At 59.7% G+C, this 22,750-nt stretch carries 17 protein-coding genes; 8 read left to right on the forward strand and 9 right to left on the reverse strand.

All coding sequences use genetic code 11. The features are described from left to right. The 5 genes from ACYZUA_RS11685 to ACYZUA_RS11705 all read left to right on the forward strand — a co-directional run bounded on the left by ACYZUA_RS11685 (nucleotide 1) and on the right by ACYZUA_RS11705 (nucleotide 3,957). Nucleotides 1–996 carry a zinc transporter ZntB gene (locus tag ACYZUA_RS11685; protein WP_461963209.1) on the forward strand — a complete coding sequence of 332 codons (996 nt, stop codon included), beginning with the start codon at nucleotides 1–3 and terminating at the stop codon, nucleotides 994–996. A gap of 63 nt (nucleotides 997–1,059) precedes the next feature. Beyond that, a complete protein-coding gene (locus ACYZUA_RS11690) occupies nucleotides 1,060–1,308 on the forward strand; it encodes a hypothetical protein (protein ID WP_008146303.1) in 249 nt (82 codons plus the stop codon). Between the two features lie 2 nt (nucleotides 1,309–1,310). After that, nucleotides 1,311–2,135, forward strand: a complete 825-nt coding sequence (locus ACYZUA_RS11695; protein WP_008027407.1) for a mechanosensitive ion channel family protein — start codon at nucleotides 1,311–1,313, stop codon at nucleotides 2,133–2,135. An 89-nt stretch (nucleotides 2,136–2,224) separates the two neighbouring features. Beyond that, entirely contained in the window at nucleotides 2,225–2,815 is a 591-nt protein-coding gene (gene sigX / locus ACYZUA_RS11700; protein ID WP_010456518.1) for an RNA polymerase sigma factor SigX, read from the forward strand. A gap of 107 nt (nucleotides 2,816–2,922) precedes the next feature. Continuing rightward, nucleotides 2,923–3,957: an OmpA family protein gene (locus ACYZUA_RS11705; protein WP_461963210.1), complete on the forward strand. Its 1,035-nt coding sequence runs from the start codon at nucleotides 2,923–2,925 to the stop codon at nucleotides 3,955–3,957. Between the two features lie 85 nt (nucleotides 3,958–4,042). Here ACYZUA_RS11705 and cobA read toward each other — a convergent pair whose 3' ends face one another. From cobA to ACYZUA_RS11745, 8 genes are all read right to left on the reverse strand, one after another. Beyond that, on the reverse strand, nucleotides 4,043–4,807 hold the full coding sequence (cobA, locus tag ACYZUA_RS11710; RefSeq protein WP_461963211.1) for a uroporphyrinogen-III C-methyltransferase: 765 nt from the start codon (nucleotides 4,805–4,807) through the stop codon (nucleotides 4,043–4,045). A gap of 11 nt (nucleotides 4,808–4,818) precedes the next feature. Next, nucleotides 4,819–7,533 (reverse strand): nitrate reductase, encoded by a 2,715-nt coding sequence (locus ACYZUA_RS11715; RefSeq protein WP_461963213.1) that lies wholly within the window; start codon nucleotides 7,531–7,533, stop codon nucleotides 4,819–4,821. After that, nucleotides 7,533–7,850: a nitrite reductase small subunit NirD gene (nirD, locus tag ACYZUA_RS11720; RefSeq protein WP_461963215.1), complete on the reverse strand. Its 318-nt coding sequence runs from the start codon at nucleotides 7,848–7,850 to the stop codon at nucleotides 7,533–7,535. Before nirD ends, ACYZUA_RS11715 begins: the two co-directional genes overlap by 1 nt. Beyond that, nucleotides 7,847–10,315 carry a nitrite reductase large subunit NirB gene (gene nirB, locus ACYZUA_RS11725; RefSeq protein WP_461963216.1) on the reverse strand — a complete coding sequence of 823 codons (2,469 nt, stop codon included), beginning with the start codon at nucleotides 10,313–10,315 and terminating at the stop codon, nucleotides 7,847–7,849. Before nirB ends, nirD begins: the two co-directional genes overlap by 4 nt. 350 nt (nucleotides 10,316–10,665) lie before the next feature. Further along, nucleotides 10,666–12,336: a protein kinase domain-containing protein gene (locus ACYZUA_RS11730; protein WP_461963217.1), complete on the reverse strand. Its 1,671-nt coding sequence runs from the start codon at nucleotides 12,334–12,336 to the stop codon at nucleotides 10,666–10,668. A 7-nt stretch (nucleotides 12,337–12,343) separates the two neighbouring features. After that, nucleotides 12,344–13,555 carry a nitrate/nitrite transporter gene (locus tag ACYZUA_RS11735; protein WP_095128793.1) on the reverse strand — a complete coding sequence of 404 codons (1,212 nt, stop codon included), beginning with the start codon at nucleotides 13,553–13,555 and terminating at the stop codon, nucleotides 12,344–12,346. A 357-nt stretch (nucleotides 13,556–13,912) separates the two neighbouring features. Then, nucleotides 13,913–14,488, reverse strand: a complete 576-nt coding sequence (locus tag ACYZUA_RS11740) for an ANTAR domain-containing response regulator (protein ID WP_461963219.1) — start codon at nucleotides 14,486–14,488, stop codon at nucleotides 13,913–13,915. A gap of 15 nt (nucleotides 14,489–14,503) precedes the next feature. Further along, entirely contained in the window at nucleotides 14,504–15,715 is a 1,212-nt protein-coding gene (locus ACYZUA_RS11745) for a CmpA/NrtA family ABC transporter substrate-binding protein (protein ID WP_461963220.1), read from the reverse strand. 229 nt (nucleotides 15,716–15,944) lie between these two features. On the opposite strand from ACYZUA_RS11745, the gene ACYZUA_RS11750 reads away from it, so the two are divergent. Next, the gene (locus tag ACYZUA_RS11750) at nucleotides 15,945–16,964 is read left to right on the forward strand and encodes a quinone-dependent dihydroorotate dehydrogenase (RefSeq protein WP_461963221.1); all 1,020 of its coding nucleotides are present in this window, start codon (nucleotides 15,945–15,947) and stop codon (nucleotides 16,962–16,964) included. A gap of 212 nt (nucleotides 16,965–17,176) precedes the next feature. Here ACYZUA_RS11750 and rmf read toward each other — a convergent pair whose 3' ends face one another. Continuing rightward, complete coding sequence (rmf, locus tag ACYZUA_RS11755; protein WP_003223300.1) at nucleotides 17,177–17,392, reverse strand: ribosome modulation factor; 216 nt, start codon at nucleotides 17,390–17,392, stop codon at nucleotides 17,177–17,179. 530 nt (nucleotides 17,393–17,922) lie between these two features. On the opposite strand from rmf, the gene rlmKL reads away from it, so the two are divergent. Continuing rightward, the gene (gene rlmKL / locus ACYZUA_RS11760) at nucleotides 17,923–20,199 is read left to right on the forward strand and encodes a bifunctional 23S rRNA (guanine(2069)-N(7))-methyltransferase RlmK/23S rRNA (guanine(2445)-N(2))-methyltransferase RlmL (protein WP_461963222.1); all 2,277 of its coding nucleotides are present in this window, start codon (nucleotides 17,923–17,925) and stop codon (nucleotides 20,197–20,199) included. A 142-nt stretch (nucleotides 20,200–20,341) separates the two neighbouring features. Beyond that, nucleotides 20,342–22,741 (forward strand): sensor domain-containing diguanylate cyclase, encoded by a 2,400-nt coding sequence (locus ACYZUA_RS11765; RefSeq protein WP_461963223.1) that lies wholly within the window; start codon nucleotides 20,342–20,344, stop codon nucleotides 22,739–22,741. Nucleotides 22,742–22,750: the final 9 nt, after the last annotated feature.

Consider the following 22,750-nt stretch of genomic DNA (forward strand, 5'->3'; position numbering starts at 1 on the left):
ATGTTCGAGGAAGCAAACGCGCAGTGGGGGCTGGTGCATGCCCTGGTGCTGGACGGTAAAGGCGGTGCGCGTTCGATAGCCCGGACTGAACTCGATGACTTGCAGCTGCAGGCCCATGAAAGCCTGTGGCTGCACTGGGATCGCAGTCACCCGCAAACCCGGACCTGGTTGCGAAAATCCAGCGGTCTGAGCGAATTCAGCTGTGATCTTCTACTTGAAGAAAACACCCGGCCGCGTCTTTTACAGCTTTCCGACAGCGAACTGCTGCTATTTTTGCGTGGGGTCAACCTGAATCCGGGCGCCGAGCCTGAAGACATGGTCTCGGTGCGAATTTTTGGTTCAGCCCAGCGGGTTATTTCCCTGCGGTTGCGTCCGTTGCGCGCCACCGATGAGTTGCTGGTGCAGCTCGCCGAAGGCAAAGGACCGAAAACGGCGTCGGAACTCATCCTTTATATGGCGCAATACCTCACCAACAAGGTGCAGGATCTGGTCAGTTGCCTCTCGGAAGTGGTCGATGAGGAAGAAGAAAAGCTGGATACCGACGAACGGTATACGCCCGAGCACGGCGCCGTTTTGCAGATCCGTCGCAGGGCCGCTGCGCTGAAACGTTTTCTTGCACCGCAGCGGGAAATATTCGGGCAGCTGACACGGATAAAACTGCCTTGGTTCGTCGAAGACGACGGTGATTACTGGAACGAATTGAACAACAGCCTGACTCGGTATCTCGAGGAGCTGGAGTTGACCCGGGAGCGGGTGGGGTTGGTCCTCGAGGCCGAAGATAGACGTTTGAGCGTGCGAATGAACCGCACGATGTACCGCTTCGGGATCATCACCGGGATCTTTTTGCCGATGAGTTTTCTGGCGGGGCTTTTAGGTATCAATGTCGGCGGGATTCCGTTCTCTGCAAGCCCCTATGGCTTCCTGATCGCGTGCCTGCTGATGGTCTCGGTGGCGCTGGGGCAGTGGTGGTTGTTCCGACGTTTGCGCTGGTTCTGAGGGTGAGCCATGTGACCCGAGCAAATTTGACCGCGTCTTTCACAGACATCACGAGAGGTGCGTATGCACGATCCGTTTGAACAGTCTTTGCGTGACATGCTCAAGGCATCACCGTCCACCCGCGACGACGATGCGTGCCTTGGGCGTGTACTGAAAACCGCCAACCGCCAGGTCGGCGCCGGTGATCTGTTCAGCCTGCTGGGCCGCTGGCTGCCCGCGCTGATGATCGCCTTGAACAACGGATCGGCCCATGTCGCTCCGGTTTCCCGCCACCGTAAACCTACCGTTCGCACTGCTGATAAGGCTGATTGAATATGGAACTTGATCTCTGGACTCAGAGCCTCGTCACTGCAATGACTGCGTTATGGACCAAGGTTGCAAATTTCATCCCGAACCTTTTCGGCGCACTGGTTGTGCTGCTGTTGGGTTTCGTCGTTGCGAAACTTTTGGACACTTTGTTGTCCAAGTTGCTCGCCAAGCTGGGGCTCGATCGCCTGATGGGCGGCACCGGTCTGACCAAATTGCTGTCTCGGGCCGGCCTTCAAGTGCCGATCTCGACCTTGATCGGAAAGATCGTCTATTGGTTCGTTCTGCTGATTTTTCTGGTTTCTGCCGCAGAATCCCTTGGACTTGAGCGAGTTTCGGCTACGCTTGACATGCTTGCGCTGTATTTGCCGAAAGTATTTGGCGCCGCGCTGGTGCTGCTGGTGGGTGTTTTGCTCGCGCAATTGGCCAACGGGCTGGTGCGGGGGGCTGCAGAAGGCGTAGGGCTGGACTACGCTGCGGGCCTGGGGCGAATTGCCCAGGGCTTGGTGATTATCATCAGTATTTCGGTCGCAATCAGCCAGTTGGAGGTCAAGACTGACCTTCTCAACCATGTGATTGTGATTGTATTGATTACCGTTGGTCTGGCGGTTGCGCTGGCCATGGGGTTGGGAAGCCGGGAAATTGCCGGTCAGATTCTTGCGGGAATCTATGTGCGTGAGTTGTATCAGGTTGGGCAACAAGTGCGTGTTGGCGAGGTCGAAGGTCAGATCGAAGAGATCGGCACGGTTAAGACCACATTGCTGACCGATGAGGGTGAGCTAGTCTCTCTCTCCAATCGGATTCTCCTGGAACAGCATGTGAGTAGCCGCTAACCCGGCAAACCCTGCTAATGTATGCCGCCGCAAAAATGCCCTGAAAAGGGTTGCGGCGGACATTGACCTGACTGTCGGCCCGACTTGTTTTGAATAAAGCTCAATCGCTGTCCACGCGCTACGACCCCCGCGAGCTCTCTGATGAGGAGTTGGTCGCGCGCTCGCATACCGAGCTGTTTCACGTAACTCGCGCCTATGAAGAACTGATGCGGCGTTACCAGCGAACATTATTTAACGTCTGCGCCCGGTATCTTGGGAACGATCGTGACGCAGACGATGTCTGTCAGGAAGTGATGTTGAAGGTGCTGTATGGCCTGAAGAACTTCGAGGGCAAATCGAAGTTCAAGACATGGCTATATAGCATCACGTACAACGAGTGCATCACGCAGTATCGGAAAGAACGGCGAAAGCGTCGCTTGATGGATGCTTTGAGTCTGGACCCCCTCGAGGAAGCGTCTGAAGAAAAGACGCCGAAACCTGAGGACAAGGGTGGACTTGATCGCTGGTTAGTGTATGTGAACCCGATTGACCGTGAAATTCTGGTGCTACGATTTGTCGCAGAGCTGGAATTTCAAGAGATCGCGGATATCATGCACATGGGTTTGAGTGCGACAAAAATGCGTTACAAACGTGCTCTAGATAAATTGCGTGAGAAATTTGCAGGCATTGCTGAAACTTAGTTCGGCGCAAATATCTCTTACGTGTAGGCAAGTTCTGATAGACTTGCCGCCGAGTTGTCCCCCGGTTTGCGGGACTGCTTCACAATCACCAGATGGGGATTTAACGGATGAAACTGAAAAACACCTTGGGCTTGGCCATTGGTTCTTTGATTGCCGCCACTTCGTTCGGCGCTCTGGCACAAGGCCAAGGCGCAGTTGAAATCGAAGGCTTCGCCAAGAAAGAACAATTCGACAGCACTCGTAACTTCAAGAACAACGGCAACCTCTTCGGTGGTTCGGTTGGTTACTTCCTGACCGACGACGTTGAACTGCGTCTGGCCTACGACGAAGTGCACAACGTGCGTTCCGACGACGGTCGTAACATCAAGGGCGCTAACACCGCTCTGGACGCTCTGTACCACTTCAACAACCCGGGCGACATGCTGCGTCCGTACGTATCGGCTGGCTTCTCCGATCAAAGCATCGGTCAGAATGGCTCCGGCGGTCGTGACCGTTCCACTTTCGCCAACGTTGGCGGCGGTGCCAAGCTGTACTTCACCGAGAACTTCTACGCCCGTGCTGGCGTTGAAGCTCAATACAACATCGACCAGGGCAACACCGAGTGGGCTCCAAGCGTCGGTATCGGTGTGAACTTCGGTGGCGGCTCCAAGCCTGCTGCTGCTCCAGTTCCAGCACCAGCTGAAGTCTGCGCCGACAGCGACAACGATGGCGTTTGCGACAACGTTGACAAGTGCCCGGACACCCCAGCCAACGTAACTGTTGACGCTGATGGCTGCCCAGCAGTTGCTGAAGTTGTTCGTGTTGAGCTGGACGTGAAATTCGACTTCGACAAGTCGGTAGTCAAGCCTAACAGCTACGGCGACATCAAAAACCTCGCTGACTTCATGAAGCAGTACCCATCCACCAGCACTACTGTTGAAGGTCACACTGACTCCGTCGGTCCTGACGCTTACAACCAGAAACTGTCCGAGCGTCGTGCAAACGCCGTTAAGCAAGTTCTGACCAACCAGTACGGTGTTGAATCGTCCCGCGTTCAGTCTGTTGGCTACGGCGAATCCCGCCCAGTTGCTGACAACGCTACTAAAGCTGGCCAAGCTGTAAACCGTCGCGTAGAAGCGCAGGTTGAAGCTAACGCTAAGTAATTAGCGCGCAGCTCTGAAAAGCCCGGCTTAGGCCGGGCTTTTCTTTGTCTGCGATTTGATGAGGTCAGGGTTGAAGCGGGGAGAGTCAGGCTGACTGATTAGCTGCATTCGAAGGGAAATCAGCCACCGACAGAGATAATTCTGCACTGGCCGCGACCGCTCCGATCACGAGGATGGCCGGGCTCTTCAACTCAAAGGTGTAGGCATCTTCTTCCATCGCTGTCAGATCGCTCCGACATTCCCGTTGGTGTGGCAGGGAAGCGTTTTCAATCATTGCCACCGGCGTATCCACCGCCATTCCGCCGGCGAGCAACTGCTCACGAATCTCGCTCAGTTTTGCGACACCCATATACACCACCAGCGTTGTGCCACCTTGGGCCAGGGCTTGCCAGTTCAGGCTGCTGCCATCCTGAGTGTGGGCGGTGACCAGCGTCACGCCGCGCGCAACGCCCCGCAGGGTCAACGGAATATCGCATTGCGTTGCGCCGGCAAGCCCGGCAGTGATGCCGTTGACCAGCTCCACTTCGACCCCATGTTCACGCAGCCACTGCGCCTCTTCGCCGCCCCGGCCAAAAATGCACGGGTCGCCACCCTTGAGCCGCACCACGCATTTACCGTGGCGGGCATAACGAAGCATCAGGCGATGAATGAATGCCTGAGGTGTGGAGCGACAGCCGCCGCGCTTGCCCACGGGAATGATCCGCGCCTGCGGGCAATGCTCCAGCACCGCATCATTGACCAAGTCATCGATCAGCACCACATCCGCTTCGCTCAACGCCCGCACGGCCTTGAGGGTCAACAATTCCGGATCGCCAGGACCCGCACCCACCAGCCAGACTTTCGCGCTCATAGTGTTTTTCCTCACGAGGTGACGGCGACCGGCTGCGCAGTGGCGGCCAGCAAACGCTTGATTTCCGGGACGCAGGAGCCGCATTGCGTGCCGCAGCCCAATTCTTGTTTCAAACCCTGCAGGTCCAGACCGCGGCTAATGCCGGCGCAGACCGCGCTTTGGCTGACGTTTTTGCAGTTGCACAGGGTTTTGTTACCGACGGCCAGCGTATTGGCGTTGCCCGGTGGGGCGCCCAGCGGTGCCAGCAGCCAGCGCCGCAGTTGTTCGTCGGCGCGACCTTCCAGCCACAGGCTTTGCAGCCAGTGTTGCGCAAGGGTTTCACCGGCCAGGCGAATGGCAGTAATCCGGCCGTTCTCGATCCGCACGCGTTTGCCGATGGAGCGCCGTGGGTCGTCGTAGGCCAAAACCGGGCCATCGTTGAGTCTCAGGCATTGATCGATATCACGCAGCAGTTGCGGATCGGGCGCGACGGCGCTGGCAGCACGTATCAGCAGCGCGGGGCGTTCGCGGCCGGCCAAGCTGAGGCTGACGTAGGAAAACGCCTCACAGAGCGGTCGTAGCGTCTCAAAGTGCTGTTGAACATCGCCCTCAATCAGGGCGAATAGCTGCCATGGGAGATTTGCAGGTTCCAGGCGCACGCCGCTGTGCTTGAGTTCGGGCTGTTTCGAGAGCGGGTCGAAGGCGGGAAGAGTGAGGGTATTTACGCCGCCCTTGAGGAAGCGGTCTCCCCAATGCATCGGCAGAAAGGCTTGACCGGGTCGTACGCTGTCGTCACCGCCGACGGCGACAATCACCGCACCACGGCGACTTTTCAGGCTGACCAGGTCACCTGATTGCAGCCGATGCCGGCGCAGTTCATCCGGGTGCAAACTCAACACGGCTTCGCTGACGTGGCCAAATAGCTGTGCGGCGGTGCCGGTGCGACTCATGCCGTGCCATTGATCCCGCAGGCGGCCGGTGATCAGGGTCAGCGGGAAGCGCGCGTCGCGTTGTTCCTTGGCGGCGCGGTACGGGTCGGCCACGAATTGCGCACGTCCACTGGCCGTCGGGAAAACTCCGTCCAGGTACAGCCGGGCCGTGCCTTCGCTGGCGCCAGTGGGGAAGGGCCATTGCTGCGGGCCGAGGCGGTCGATCAGTGCATGACTGATGCCGGACAAGTCCAGATCACGTCCGCGGGTCAATTGCTTGTACTCGTCGAAGACCTTCGCCGGGTTTTCAAAGGCAAACAGGCTGGTTTGCCCGGGACGTAGATGTTTTTCCAGGCGCTGTGCGAAATCTACGGTGATCGCCCAGTCCGAGCGGGCTTCGCCGGGGGCGACGATCGCTCGGCGAACGTGGGAAATGCGCCGTTCGGAGTTGGTCACCGTGCCGTCCTTTTCGCCCCAACTGGCGGCGGGCAGCAACAGGTCTGCGAAGGCTGCGGTTTCGGTGGTGCGGAACGCTTCCTGCAACACCACGAACGGGCAGGCTTGCAGTGCCGCGCGCACGGCGGTTTGATCCGGCATTGATTGCGCAGGGTTGGTGCAGGCGATCCACAGTGCCTTGATTTTTCCGCTGCGCACCTGCTCAAACAACTCGATAGCGGTGAGCCCGGTGTTTGCAGGCAGTTGATCCACACCCCAATAGGCCGCCACTTCCGCGCGATGTTCGGCATTGGCGGCTTCGCGATGGCCTGGCAGCAGGTTCGACAAGCTACCGGTTTCGCGGCCACCCATGGCATTCGGCTGACCGGTCAGGGAGAAAGGTCCTGCACCGGGGCGGCCGATTTGCCCGGTGGCCAGGTGCAGATTGATCAGTGCGCTGTTTTTCGCGCTGCCGGCGGTGGACTGGTTCAAGCCCATGCACCACAGCGACAGGAAGCTCGGTGAAGTGCCAACCCATTCGGCGCATTGCTGCAGTTGCTCGACGCTGATCCCGCAGAGCTGCGAAACCATCTGCGGCGTGTAATCGCGCACCAGGTTCTTCAGTTCGGCCAAGCCTTCGGTGTGGGCCTTGATGAAGTCGCGGTCGACCCAGTCTTCCCACAGCAGCAGGTGCAAAATCCCATGGAACAAGGCGACATCGGTGCCCGGCAGAATGGCCAAATGCAGGTCAGCCAGATCGCAGGTGTCGGTACGACGCGGGTCGATGACGATGACTTTCATTTGTGGTCGGCGGGATTTCGCTTCCTCCAGGCGACGGAAAAGTATCGGATGGGCGTAGGCCATGTTGCTGCCGACGATCATCACGCAGTCGCTCAATTCCAGGTCTTCATAGCTGCACGGCGGTGCGTCGGCGCCCAGGCTGCGCTTGTAGCCGACCACTGCCGAAGACATGCACAGGCGCGAATTGCTGTCGATGTTGTTGGTGCCCACCAGCGCTCGCGCCAGTTTGTTGAAGGCGTAGTAATCCTCGGTCAGCAATTGCCCGGAAATGTAGAACGCCACGCTGTCCGGGCCGTGTTCGGTGATGGTCTCGGCAAAAACGCTGGCGGCGTGATCGAGGGCGGTGTCCCAGTCGGTGCGGCTGCGGGCCAGGCCTTTGCCCAGGCGCAGTTCGGGATACAACGCCCGGGCCGCGAGGTCGCCGGTCAGGTGCAAGGTAGAGCCTTTACTACACAGTTTGCCGAAGTTGGCCGGGTGGGCCGGATCGCCGCTGACGCCGAGAATGCGCTCGCCGTCATGCTCGATCAGCACGCCGCAGCCGACCCCGCAATAGCAGCAGGTGGAAGCGGTGATTTGGTTCATCAGCTTGCTTCCCGCAGGGCCAGCAACACCCGGCCATTCTCGACCCGTGCTGAATGGTGGTGAGCGCAACCGACGTCCGGAGCCTGGGCTTCGCCGGTTTCCAGGTCGATCTGCCAGTTATGCAGCGGGCAGGCGACCCGTTTGCCGTAGATCAAACCTTGGGACAGTGGCCCGCCCTTGTGCGGGCAGCGGTCATCGAGTGCGAAAACCTCATCGTCGCTGGTACGAAAAATCGCGATGTCACCTTTCGGGCCGGCGATGATCCGCGAGCCCAAGGCATTGATTTCTTCCAGTGCACAGATATCCAGCCAGTTCATGCCGACACCTCCAGGTTCTTCACTTCGATGACGTCGAATTCTTTCTTCAGCAGCGGTTGTTCCAGGCGCTCCTTCCACGGGTCCTGTTCGAACGACAAGGAGAATTGCAAGCGATCGTTGAGCGCCTTGCGCCGCTCCGGGTCTTCCAGCACAGCTTTCTTGATGTGTTCCATACCGACCCGTTGCAGGTAGTGCACGGTGCGTTCGAGGTAGAAAGCTTCTTCGCGATAGAGCTGCAGGAACGCGCCGTTGTATTCGCGCACTTCCTCGGCGGTCTTGAGCTTGACGAAGAATTCCGCGACTTCGGTCTTGATCCCGCCGTTGCCGCCGATGTACATCTCCCAGCCCGAATCCACGCCGATAATTCCGACGTCCTTGATGCCCGCTTCCGAACAGTTGCGTGGGCAACCGGAGACGGCCAGTTTCACTTTGTGCGGCGACCACATGTTGAACAGATCGTGCTCAAGCTCGATGCCCAGTTGCGTGGAGTTCTGGGTACCGAAGCGGCAGAACTCACTGCCGACGCAAGTCTTCACGGTGCGGATGGATTTGCCGTAGGCGTGCCCGGACGGCATGTCGAGATCTTTCCAGACGCCCGGCAGGTCCTGCTTCTTGATCCCCAGCAAATCGATACGCTGGCCGCCGGTCACTTTGACCATCGGCACGTTGTATTTGTCGGCCACGTCGGCAATGCGCCGCAGCTCCGACGGATTGGTCACACCGCCCCACATCCGCGGGACTACAGAGTAAGTGCCGTCTTTCTGAATGTTGGCGTGGGCGCGTTCGTTGATCAGGCGCGATTGCGGATCGTCCTTGGCTTCGCCCGGCCAGGTGGAAATCAGGTAATAGTTGAGCGCCGGGCGGCACGTGGCGCAGCCGTTCGGCGTGCGCCAGTTCAAATAGCTCAGGGTGCCGAAGAGGGTCAGCAGATGCTGCTCGCGGATGGCCTGGCGGATTTGCCCGTGATTCAGGTCGCTGCAACCGCAAATGGCTTTTTCGCTCTTCGGTTTGACGTCTGCTGCGCCACCCACGGTGTTGATCAGGATCTGTTCCACCAGACCAGCGCAGGAGCCGCAGGAGCTGGCAGCCTTGGTGTGTTTCTTGACGTCGTCGACGCTGAACAACCCGTGCTCCTGAATCGCCTTGACGATGGTGCCTTTGCACACGCCGTTGCAGCCGCAGACTTCGGCAGTGTCGGCCATGCTCATGGCTTTGTCCTGGCCTTGATGTCCTACGTCGCCTAGGGCCAGCTCCATGGATGAAGAGCCGCCGAACATCAGGTGATCGCGGATCTGCGCGATGTCGTGATTCTCACGGATCTGCCGGAAATACCAGCCACCGTCTGCCGTATCGCCGTACAGACAGGCCCCGACCAGCACGTCATCCTTGATCACCAGTTTTTTGTAGACCCCGCCGATAGGGTCGGAGAGGGTGATGGTTTCGGTGCCTTCGCCGCCCATGAAGTCGCCGGCGGAGAACAGGTCGATGCCGGTCACTTTCAATTTGGTCGACGTCACCGAGCCCTTGTAGGTGGCGAAGCCCAATTGAGCGAGGTGGTTGGCGCAGACCTTGGCCTGTTCGAACAGCGGCGCCACCAGGCCATAAGCGATGCCGCGGTGGCTGGCGCATTCGCCGATGGCGTAGATGCGTGGGTCGTAGGTTTGCAGGGTGTCGTTGACCAGAATCCCGCGGTTGCAGGGAATGCCGGATTTTTCCGCGAGTTCGGTGTTGGGGCGAATGCCGGCGGCCATCACCACCAGGTCGGCGGGGATGATGTCGCCATTCTTGAACTCAACCGAGCCGACCCGGCCATTGCCGGCATCGTGCAGGGCCTGGGTTTGCTCGCAAAGACGAAAGTGCAGGCCGCGGGCTTCCAGGGCAGATTGCAGCAACTGACCGCTGGTTTTGTCCAGTTGCCGTTCCAGCAGCCATTCACCGATGTGCACCACGGTGACGTGCATGCCGCGCAGCATCAGGCCGTTGGCGGCTTCCAGGCCGAGCAGGCCGCCACCGATCACAACGGCGTGCTTGTGGGTTTTCGCGGTGTCGATCATTGCCTGGGTGTCGGCGATGTCGCGGTAGCCGATCACGCCGTCCAGGGTGTTGCCGGGGATCGGCAGGATGAACGGGGTCGAACCGGTGGCGATCAGCAGACGATCGTATTCGGCCTCGCTGCCGTCTTCGGCAATCACCCGGCGTTTGACCCGGTCGATCTCCACCACTTTGCGGTTGAGCAGCAGCTTGATGTTGTTGTCCAGGTACCAGTCCAGATCGTTCAGCACGATCTCTTCGAAGGTTTGTTCGCCGGCCAGCACGGGCGATAGCAGGATGCGGTTGTAGTTGGTATGGGGTTCGGCGCCGAAGACCGTGATGTCGTACAGCTCATTGCTCAGCTTGAGCAGTTCTTCCAGGGTACGAACCCCGGCCATGCCGTTGCCGATCATCACCAGTTTTAGTTTTTTCATCAGGTTCTCCGGGGAGCTCGGACCCGCCTCATCAGGGCTTTCAGGTCTTGCTCGACAAAATTTTGCGCAAACAAAAAAAGGCGTCCCGCTAGTTGCCTAGCGAGGACGCCTTTGTCCTGGTCCCGTTCTCTCGGGAAGCGCATCCTTCTACGTTGAAGGTTGGGCTTTATGTAAGTTGAAAGAAGGAATGCAGTGGTTGTGCCAAGTTCTTCATCGCCCCCTATTTGCTGGGTTTAGTCGCGGTCTCGCCATTTGATTCGGATGTTTTTGCACCGAATCAATGCACGTTGCCCGCAATTGGAGCGGTCTCTGTAGCAGTTGGCGAAGCCTGCTGCTACAAGGGATCGGTGTTAGCCGTGAAATACTAAAAACAGCAGCACCAGATTCGCCAGCAACGACACCAGCGCCAAGGTCCGCCAGACCTTCAACGGTTCGCGCTCCAGCAGCGGTCTGGGGCGCACGCTCAAACTGCATCGCTCGCCCTGTTCCAGCAACAGCAACCATTCTTCCGCCGTTTCAAAGCGCTGACCCGGATCCGCCGCCACGGCGCGCTCCAGACTTTGCGCAATCCATTCCGGCAGGTCGGGTCGATAGCGGCTGGCGCTGACAGAAACCCCGAACCGTGGGCGCTGGAAGGCTTCGATTTCGCCGTAGGGATAATGCCCGGTGAGCAGGAAATACAGGGTCACGCCGACGGCATACAAATCCTGTTGCGGTGTCGGTGCGTCCCCGCGAAAGGCTTCCGGCGCGATATAGCTGGGCGTTCCGGGCAGGGCAGAAGGCTGATCTTCAGACAGGCCAGGGCAGAAGGCGAGACCGAAGTCCAGCAGGCGTAATTCGCCGTCGTCCCCCAGCAGCAGGTTCTCCGGTTTGATGTCGCGATGGAGAATCTGTCGTCGATGCAATATGCCAACGGCGCGCAGCAGGCGTTCGGCCAGATCCAGCCATTGGGGCAGAGGCAGCGGTCCGACATCTGCTTGCAGTTCCGCCAAGGTAGATCCGGAATATTCCCGCATCACGTAGTACAAATGCTGACGCTGACTGGCGGCATGGACTTCAGGGAAATGCCGTCCGGCCACGCGCTTGAGAAACCATTCTTCCGACAGCAACGCCTGCCCGGCCAAGTGATCGTCGCGCAGCGCGCCCGGCAAGGTTTTCAGCAGCCAGGGTTGTTGTTGCCCATCGCGTACCCGATAGAGCAATGACTGCTGGCTCTGACCGAGTATCCCTTCGACCTGCCAACCCTCGAAAGTCTGGCCTGGTTTCAAGGCGGGCGGCAGCGGCCATTGCTGCAAATGAACCAACGCATCACCGATGCTCGTTTCACCGAGGGCATCGACCCGCACCAGCAAGGCGCTGGCGTTGTCCTGGCTGCCGGCCAGATGCGCCGCACTGACCAAGGTCTGCGCAGCGCTGTTCAAATCCGGTTGATCGCGCAGAATTGCCGCAATCGCGGTGTCGCCCAGCACGGCCCAAATGCCGTCGCTGAGCAATACGAAACTTTCGTTCAGCCGCAGTTCGCCATCGAGAAAATCCAGCACCAAATGCTGATCGAGCCCCAGTGCTCGCTTGAGCACATGCTGCATGCCCGGTTGGTCCCAGACGTGATCCTCGCTGACCCGCTGCAACGTGTCGGCGTGCCAGCGATAAACCCGGCAATCGCCGACATGGGCCAAGGTAAACCGCCTACCGCGCATGACCAAAGCACTGACAGTGGTGAGCAACGGTTGCCCACCACCATTGGCCTGCAACCAGCGATTTTGTGCGAGCAGCAGGCGATCCAATGCCTGCGCGACGCCCCAGGTTTCCGGCGTGGCGTAGTAATCCAGCGCCAGGGCCTGCAGCGTCGAGCGGGCGGCGAGACCGCCATCGGCGCACTGGCTGACGCCATCGGCGATGGCGAACAGGTAACCCTTGCTCGCCGCCAGCGCCGGGGCCGGAGTCACCAGGCGCAGGGCGTCCTGATTCTCCTCGCGAGGCCCGATGGCGCTCGCTTCGGCAAAACTCAGTTGCAGGCTCATTAAGGCTTCAGACCCGAGCTGCGGTCACGGCGGCCGAACCCCAAGTGGTTCTCCAGCGACGTTTCACGCCGTGAAGACCGAACCAGGCCAGAACGCCAAGGCTGGCGAACAACCACAGGGCCAGTTGATAGCTGCCTGTGCTTTGCTTTATCGCGCCCATGCCCGCTGCCAGTGCAAACCCACCGATACCGCCGGCCATGCCGATCAAACCGGTCATCACACCGATTTCGCGACGAAAACGCTGTGGCACCAATTGGAAAACGGCGCCGTTACCGGCACCCAAACCGAGCATGGTGCAGACGAAAAGTGCCAGAGCAGCGTAGGAACTCGGCAGATTGAAACCCACCGCTGCGATGCAGAGCGCCGCCACCGTGTACATCCCCAAAAGGGTGCGAATGCCACCGAAACGGTCGGCCAGAGCGCCGCCCAACGGGCGCATCAAGCTGCCACCGAACACGCAGGCGGCGGTGTAGTAACCGGCGGTCACCGGGCTCAGGCCATATTGGTCGTTGAAATAGCCGGGCAGGGCGCTGGCCAGGCCGATGAAGCCGCCGAAGGTCACGCTGTAGAAAAACATGAACCACCAGCTGTCGCGGTCGCCCAACGCCTTGAAGTAGTCGGACATCGACTTGGCTTTCGGCCGCTCAGGCGCGTTTTTGGCCAGCCAGGCGAAGACGATGATGGTCAGGATCAGCGGGATCAGCGCGAAGCCAAACACGTTGCTCCAGCCAAATGCAGCCGCCAGCACCGGGGCGATCAGTGCGGCGAGCACGGTGCCCGAGTTACCGGCACCGGCGATGCCCATGGCTTTACCTTGGTGCTGGGGTGGATACCATTGCGACGCCAGTGGCAGGGCGACAGCGAAGGACGCACCGGCCATGCCGAGGAACAGGCCCAGCAGCAGTGCTTGCTCGTAGCTGTGGATGCCGTGTTTCCAGGCGACGAACAGGGCGCAGATGACGATCACCTGGCCGATTATCCCGGCGGTTTTTGGCGACAGGCGATCAGCCAGCAGGCCCATCGCAAAGCGCAACACGGCCCCGGCCAGAATCGGCGTGGCCACCATCAGTCCGCGCTGTTGGGTGGTCAGCTGCAGATCGGCGGCGATCTGCACCGCCATTGGACCGAGCAGGTACCAGACCATGAAACTCAGGTCGAAATAGAGGAAGGCCGCGAACAATGTCGGGGTATGGCCAGATTTCCAGAAGCTTGAATTCATCGCGCACCTCAGCTGTTAGGAGTCTCGAGAAGGAGTCATGAGCTTGCAGGTGGGGCGCCGCATCGGCCGCACCACCGGCCCCGGTCTATGGGGCCAAAACAAAAAAACGCCGCCACCGGATTCGCCAGAGGGCAAATGAGGTGAGCGACGTCTTTGTCGTAGGTGGGGCAACCGCCGTTGGTTACCTGTAGCGATTACCTAGCGAGATCTGTGCCAACAGTCTGAAACCGTGTGCGGCCAATCGCGAGCAAGCTTTGCTCCTACGGGTTTTGAGTGAGTTCGGATACTGCGAACGACACAAAAAACTGTAGGAGCAAGGCTTGCCCGCGATGGCGTCCTTTCAGGCACTACAGAGCTTCAGCCCAGCAACTCACTCATGGCAATGATCTGCTCGGCCACCTGAATCAGCTTCTGCTGGCGGCTCATGGCCTGGCGGCGCATCAGGGTGTAGGCCTGTTCCTCGTTGCAGTCCTTCATTTTCATCAACAGCCCTTTGGCCAGCTCGATGCGCTTGCGCTCGGCCAGTTGCTGGTCACGGGCGTTGAGTTGGGCGCGCAAGGCCTGGTCGCTTTCAAAGCGCGCCATGGCCACATCGAGAATCGGCTGCAAGCGCTGTGCGTGGATGCCTTCGACGATGTAGGCACTGACCCCGGACTTGATCGCCTGACGCATCACATCGGGGTCATGTTCGTCAGTAAACATCACGATCGGCCGCGGTTGATCGCGGCTCACCAGCACTACTTGTTCCATCACATCGCGGCTCGGTGACTCGGTATCGATCAAAATCACGTCCGGACGCACCGTTTCGACGCGCGCGGGCAGGTCGATGGTCAGACCCGACTCGTCGATCACCTCGAACCCGGCTTCGGTCAGGGCCGCTTTCAGGCGACCGACTTTCTTCGCGGTGTCGTTGATCAGCAGGATACGCAACATATTCGTAGTCTCCTGTCAGCGGCTGGCGAGAAGGGGCGAGCTGTCGCTCATGGCGTGCAGCTTGAAACTGCGGGCATAGCCGGCGGGGTCCAGCCCATCCCAGACCTTGCCGTCGATCAACTGGCTGCTGCGCATTGGCTGATCACTCGCGGCCACACCGACAGCGGTGGCGGCCTCTCGATACAAGTCTAGTTGCTGGACCTGACGGGCCACGCTGAGGTAGTCCGGGTCGTCGCGCAACAAACCCCAGCGACGGAACTGGGTCATGAACCACATGCCATCGGACAGATACGGCAAGTTGACCTCGCCACCACCATGGAAGCGCAGCGCGTGCGGGTCCTGCCAGCGATTACCCAGGCCATCGGCGTAGTCACCGAGCAAGCGCGGTTCGATGCAGTCGAGCGGGGCGTCGAGGTATTGCGGGGCACTCAACAGCTTCGCAGTGCTGCGGCGATTTTCGGTACTTTCTTCGATGAAGCGGCTGGCTTCGAGGATCGCCATCACCAGCGCCCTTGCGGTGTTGGGGTATTGCTCGACAAAGGCGCGGGTGCAGCCGAGAACTTTTTCCGGGTGATCGGGCCAGATGGTCTGGGTGGTGGCCATCGTGAACCCCAGGTTTTGCTGCACCGCACTGGCGGACCACGGCTCGCCGACGCAAAAACCATCGATGCGTCCGGCTTGCAGGTGCGCGACCATTTGCGGCGGCGGCACAACCACGCTGTCAACGTCCTGCAACGGGTGGATGCCCTGACTCGCTAGCCAGTAATACAGCCACATGGCGTGGGTGCCCGTAGGAAATGTCTGGGCGAAGGTGAGTTTTGGGCGACTTTGGTGCACGTGCCGTTCCAGTGCTTCAGGACTGGTCACGTCCAGCGCCTGTAAGCCATGGGAGAGGTTGATGCTCTGGCCGTTCTGATTCAGGCCCATGAGCACCGCCATGTCGGTCGACGCGACACCGCCGATGCCCAAATGCACGGCGTAGATCAAACCGTACAGGCTGTGCGCGGCGTCGAGTTCGCCACTGACCAGTTTGTCCCGCAGATTGGCCCAGGACGACTGGCGCTTGAGGTTCAGGGTCAGGCCGTAAGGTTGGGCGAAGCCCTGCGTGGCCGCGACCACTACCGAGGCGCAGTCGCTCAGGGCCATGAAGCCGAGGTTGATTTCGGTCTTTTCCGGGGCATCGCTGCCGTTGACCCAGGCCAGAGGGTTGGCTGGAACTTCAATCATCAGTAAACACCTTCCATAAAAAAGCGCCGTACCGGGCTGCTTGCCGGGGCAAGGCCAAGTGACGACGCCTTTGTCTTTCGACTCATCCCGTCGTTGGCATGAGTGCTGATGTCAGTGACGGTGCAAGGCATATGCCATCGCACGCTGATTTTGTCGCGCGCCTCGCCTGCAACCCCGATGCCCGGCTATAATCGCCGCCACTTTTCGTAGCCCAGAGTCAAACCCGCCCATGTACACCCTGGCCCGTCAGCTGTTGTTCAAACTTTCCCCGGAAACCTCCCACGATCTGTCCCTGGACCTGATCGGCGCGGGCGGACGTTTGGGCCTCAACGGCTTGCTGTGCAAGGCGCCGGCGAAAATGCCAGTGACCGTCATGGGCCTCGACTTCCCGAACCCGGTGGGTCTGGCGGCCGGTCTGGACAAGAACGGCGCGGCCATCGACGGTTTTGCGCAACTGGGTTTTGGCTTTGTCGAAATCGGCACCATCACCCCGCGTCCGCAGCCGGGCAACCCGAAGCCACGGATTTTCCGTCTGCCGGATGCCGAAGCGATCATCAACCGCATGGGGTTCAACAACCTCGGCGTCGATCACCTGCTGGCCCGAGTGGCGGCGGCCAGGTTCAAAGGCGTGCTGGGCATCAATATCGGCAAAAACTTCGATACCCCGGTTGAGCGGGCGGTCGACGACTACCTGATCTGTCTGGACAAGGTCTACGCCCATGCCAGCTACGTGACGGTCAACGTCAGCTCGCCGAACACCCCGGGCCTGCGCAGCCTGCAATTCGGCGATTCGCTGAAGCAGTTGTTGGCCGACCTGGCGACGCGCCGCGCAGAACTGGCGCTGCGCCACGGCAAACATGTACCACTGGCGATCAAGATTGCGCCGGACATGACCGATGAAGAAACCGCTCAGGTCGCGCAAGCGCTGATCGAAACCGGGATGGACGCGGTAATCGCCACCAACACCACCCTGAGCCGCGTCGGTGTAGAAGGCATGGAGCATGGTGACGAGGCGGGCGGTTTGTCCGGAGCACCGGTTCGCGACAAGAGCACCCACACCGTGAAGGTGCTGGCGGCCGAGTTGGCCGGTCGCTTGCCGATCATCGCCGTGGGAGGCATCACCGAAGGCAAGCACGCGGCTGAGAAAATCGCTGCGGGTGCCAGCCTGGTGCAACTCTATTCCGGCTTCATCTATAAAGGTCCGGCGCTGATTCGTGAGTCCGTAGACGCCATCGCCGCCCTCCGCTGATCCCCGTAGGAGCACGGCTTGCCGGCGATGGCGTCCTTGAGATCGCCATCGCCGGCAAGCCGTGCTCCTACAAGGGATTGTGTTTGGCCAGAGAGCAGGCATAAAAAAGGGCTCCTCGAAGGAGCCCCTGGGCCGAAGCCCGCCGCCCGGATGGGGCGTGCGTGGTAAGTCGTTACGTAATCAGATTGTCGTGTCGGAATGTGTGCCCTGTGTTAGCCGACGGCGTGAAGTTCGTTGAGTCTATGGATTCCCGCAGTGCCGGTCATACCGTCCCAGTTGTCGCCGCGTCCTTCTCGCCAGCCGTTAATCCAGGCTTGGCGTACCGACGGTAGAGTAAATGGGCAAAGCTCACGGGATTTGCCACCAACTCCATATTGATATCCGCGCAAAAATGCTCTTTCCAACGGATCACGCTTAAGTCTTCTCATAGGGTGTTGCCCTCACTTGTTGACTGTATTCATCGCGTCGACCTCAATTGAGGTCTGGCAGAAAAACTCCTGCCGTTGGGGCTCGCTGCCGGCGTCGCGAGCCAAGGTGTTGACGTCATTGCGGCGTCAACCTGTGTTGAGTTCTAACCAATGCGTCACATCGAGGGAATGATCGTTTTGTCATAAGGACGTAACGATAAAGATGGTATGGCGATAAGTAACACGATGTTGTCCCGTGTTTATTGGCAAAACCCCGGTATGATCAGCCCCGCGCTGCATGATGGGTTTAATCCTTTAGTGAGAATGCCTCCTGTTGAGCAGGGGGACTATTCGACGAAGGGTCGCCTTATGACATTTTGTTGCATCAACTTTTTTATCTGTCTTTGCATCTAAGCTCTTTTAACCCGAGCTTGCAGGGGTGGGACGGCACACCTTCGTGCCACGCGGGCGCTCTTTTAGAAAAGCGCCTGATTGAAAACCGGGCCGGCAATGCGTTGCCGGTTCACTTAGCTAAAGGCTCTGGAATTACCATGTCCGATCGTTTCGAACTCTTCCTCACTTGCCCCAAAGGCCTTGAAGGCCTGCTCATCGAGGAAGCCATCGGGCTTGGCCTTGAGGACGCGCGTGAGCACACCTCTGCCGTGCGCGGCATGGCCACCATGGAAACCGCTTATCGCTTGTGCCTGTGGTCGCGTCTGGCGAACCGGGTGCTGCTGGTGCTCAAGCGTTTCCCGATGAAAGACGCTGAAGACCTTTATCACGGCGTGCTGGATATCGAGTGGCAAGACCACATGCTCAACGACGGCACCCTGGCCGTCGAGTTCAGCGGTCACGGCTCGGGCATCGACAACACCCACTTCGGCGCCTTGAAGGTCAAGGACGCCATCGTCGACAAACTGCGCACGCCGCAGGGCGACCGTCCGTCTATCGACAAACTCAACCCGGACCTGCGCATTCACCTGCGCCTGGATCGTGGCGAAGCGATCCTGTCCCTCGACCTCTCCGGCCACAGCCTGCACCAGCGCGGCTATCGCTTGCAGCAGGGCGCGGCGCCGCTGAAGGAAAACCTCGCGGCAGCGATCCTGATCCGTTCCGGCTGGCCACGCATTGCGGCCGATGGCGGCGCGCTGGCTGACCCGATGTGCGGTGTCGGTACGTTCCTCGTCGAAGCCGCGATGATCGCCGCCGACATGGCGCCGAACCTGCGTCGCGAGCAGTGGGGTTTCACGGCCTGGCTCGGTCACGTCCCGGCGCTGTGGAAAAAGCTTCACGAAGAAGCCACTGAGCGTTGCGCGGCCGGTCTGGCCAAGCCACCGCTGTGGATTCGCGGTTACGAAGCCGATCCACGCCTGATTCAACCGGGCCGCAACAACGTTGAACGTGCCGGCCTGAGCGAGTGGATCAAGATCTACCAGGGCGAAGTCGGGACGTTCGAGCCACGTCCGGACCAGAACCAGAAAGGCCTGGTGATCTGTAACCCACCGTACGGCGAACGTCTGGGTGACGAAGCGAGCTTGCTCTATCTCTACCAGAACCTCGGCGAACGTCTGCGTCAGGCTTGCTTGAACTGGGAAGCTGCTGTATTCACCGGCGCCCCGGACCTGGGCAAGCGCATGGGCATCCGCAGCCACAAACAGTATTCGTTCTGGAACGGCGCACTGCCGTGCAAGTTACTGCTGATCAAAGTTACGCCGGACCAGTTCGTCACCGGCGAACGTCGCACTCCGGAACAGCGTCAGGTCGAGCGTGAACAAGTTCAAGCCGAAGTCGAAGTTGCAGACAACGACGTAGCACCCGGCAAGTACGAGAAGTACAACAAGAACGGCAACCCGATCAAACCGGCACCGGTAGTGATCGAGCAGCCGCGCTTGAGCGAAGGCGGGCAGATGTTTGCCAACCGTCTGCAAAAGAACCTCAAGGCCCTCGGCAAGTGGGTCAAGCGTGAAGGCATCGACTGCTACCGCGTCTACGATGCCGACATGCCGGAATATTCCATGGCCATCGACCTGTATCAGGATTGGGTCCACGTCCAGGAATACGCTGCGCCGAAATCCATCGATCCGGAAAAAGCCTCAGCGCGTATGTTCGATGCCCTGGCTGCCATTCCGCAGGCCCTGAACATCGACAAGAGCCGCGTGGTGGTCAAGCGTCGCGAGCGTCAGAGCGGCACTAAGCAGTACGAACGCCAAGCGGCACAGGGCAAGTTCGTCGAGGTCAACGAAGGTGGCGTGAAGCTGCTGGTCAACCTCACGGATTACCTCGACACCGGGCTGTTCCTCGATCACCGGCCGATGCGCATGCGAATCCAGAAAGAGGCGGCCGGCAAGCGCTTCCTCAACCTGTATAGCTACACCGCAACCGCCAGTGTTCACGCAGCCAAGGGCGGCGCGCGCAGCACCACCAGCGTCGATCTGTCGAAAACCTATCTGGACTGGGCGCGTCGCAACCTGTCGCTGAACGGTTTCTCCGAGAAGAACCGTCTGGAGCAGGGCGACGTGATGGCTTGGCTCGACGCCTGCCGTGACGAATTCGACCTGATCTTCATCGATCCGCCGACGTTCTCCAACTCCAAGCGCATGGAAGGGATCTTCGACGTGCAGCGTGACCAGGTGCAATTGATCGACCTGGCCATGGCGCGTCTGGCCCCGGGCGGCGTGTTGTACTTCTCCAACAACTTCCGCAAGTTCCAGCTTGAGGAAAACCTCACCGAGCGTTATGCGGTCGAGGAAATCACCGCCCAGACCATTGATCCGGATTTCGCCCGTAATGGCAAAATCCACCGTGCCTGGAAAATCACGGCTCGTTGACGGTTAATGTGATTGGATCCACAGAGCCTTGATTTTTAAAGGCTCTTGGCTTCTTTCTGTGCTGGTCAAATTGATGGCTAATAGCTATAACTCAACGCATGGCCAATGGGCTTTCCCGCACCTGGCGTTTTGAGTTGCGTCTATGTCGTTGCACGCCGTGCGCCCGAAGATCCTGGGTTTTATCAGTGAAGATGTCTCGGCCTGGCTGGTCGCATTGCTGGTATTGGTTATCGGCGGGATTCTCACGGGATTGCTCGCATGGTCGACGCTGAATCTGTTCCACCATCAATTGCGGCAACGTTTCCAACTGCTGGCCAGTGAACGTTACAGCCGTATCGAAGAACGCTTCGAAGATCAGGAGCAGCGCCTCGATGGCCTGCGTCGGTTCTTTGCCAATTCCAATTCGGTCTCCCGCGCTGAGTTCGACGGTTACACTCAACCGCTGCTGCACCGGACTCAGGCCTATTCCTTTGCCAAACGGATAGCCGGTGCCGAACGGGCGGAATTTGAACGCCAGGTGCGTGCAGAGGGTTTACCCGACTTCACCCTGCGCGAACTCAATGCCGACGGCCAACTGCAACTGGCGGCCGAACGGGATGAGTACGTGCCGGTGCTGTATAGCCAGACCCAAAGCAAACTGGGTTCGCCGCTGGGCTACGACTTGTGGGCTCAACCCTTGCGCCGTGCCACCCTTGAACGGGCCGATCAGCACGGCGGCATGGCGGTATCGCAGCCGATGCATCTGGTCAGTATCGAGCCGGCCTATGCGCGCGGCGTGCTGCTGGTCGCACCGGTGTTGCTGCGCAATAGTCCGGCTACGGCGGGGGTGAAACCGTACGGTTATGTCATGGCCGTAATCAGCATGCATCAGTTGCTGGCGGACGGGCTGCCGGAGGCGGGCCGTGACTACCTTTCGGTGCGCATCCTCGACTTATCCACAGATGATCAGCACGAAGTGCTTTATGAATCCCCCAACACGCCGTCCCCCAGTGAGTTGGCCGCGACCCGGCTGCTACGGCTTGCCGACCATAACTACCAAGTCGACATTCAGCCCAGCGATGCCTTCCTGCGAGCCAATCACTCTTCGGTGACCACCCTGGTGGTGCTGGGCAGCTTGCTCAGTCTGTTGCTCAGTGCATTGCTCTATGTGCTGGTCAGTCAGCGTCAACGGGCGCTGAAAATGGTCGAGCAACGGACCCAGGAACTGCGCGCTCGCGAGCAGGAGTTGCGCGGCACTCATGGTCAGTTGCGCGGCGTGCTGAATGCCGCGACCCAAGTCGCGATCATCGCCACTGATCTGCGCGGGGTTATCCAAACCTTTAATGCCGGTGCCGAGCAAATGCTTGGCTACACCAGCGCCGAAGTGGTGGGCCACATGACCCTGGAAAACCTGCACCTGCCCCGAGAGCTCGTGGCACGTTCGGCGGAGTTGAGCGCGCGCTATGGCAAACCGATTCCGACCTGCCAGGCGATGTTGGTCGAGGGCGGCGAGGAGGGCGGTCACGAAGCGCGGGAATGGACGCTGCTGCGTAGCGACGGCAGCCATTTGACGGTGAACATGCTGGCGACCCCGGTCCTCGACGAGCAAGGTTTGTGGGTCGGTCACCTGGCGATCTGTATCGATATCACTGAACGCAAGCGCGTCCACGAGGCCCTGGCGGCACGGGATTTGTTGCTGAAGAAACTCAGCGCCCATGTGCCCGGCGGGATCTATCAGTTCAAAATGGAGTTCGATGGGCGCTTCAGCGTGATCTACGCCAGCGACGGTATTCGCGAGATCTACGAACTTGAACCGGATGTGCTGTTGTTCAACGCCGAAGCGATTTTCACGCGGATTCATCCGCAGGACACCACCCGGGTCCGCGCTTCGATCCGGGCGTCGGCGGACACCCTCAGCCCTTGGCGCGAGGAATACCGCGTGCAGCTGCCCCTGCGCGGCTTGCGCTGGGTTCGTGGTGAGGCGACGCCGGAGGAACTGCCCGGTGGCGGCGTGCTCTGGCACGGCTATATCTCGGACATCTCCGACTTGAAACGGGTGGAAGAAGAACTGCGGGCGCTATCGATCACCGACTCCCTGACCGGGATCCACAACCGCCGCTATTTCCAGGAACGCCTGACCACCGAAATGGTCCGGGTCGAACGCGGTGGCGGCGAACTGTCGGTGATCATGCTCGATATCGACCACTTCAAACGTATCAATGACCAACATGGCCATGCTGTCGGCGATCAGGTGTTGCAGATCGTGTGCGAACGTATCGGCCATCGGCTGCGGCGCACCGACGTGTTCTGTCGCTTGGGTGGTGAGGAATTCATGGTGCTTTGCCCGGATATCAACGGCGAGCATGCCCATGTCCTGGCCTTGCAGCTATGGCAAGGGTTGCGCAGTTCGCCGATCGAAGGCGTCGGGACCGTGACCGCCAGTTTCGGAATTGCCAGTTGGCGAGTCGGGGAGGGCGCGGATGCGCTGCTGCTGCGGGCGGATTCGGGGGTGTATGCGGCGAAGCAGGCAGGACGGGATCGGGTTGAGGGGGAGATGAACTAGAGCTGCATG

It is taken from the genome of Pseudomonas sp. LS2P72, from assembly GCF_054897865.1.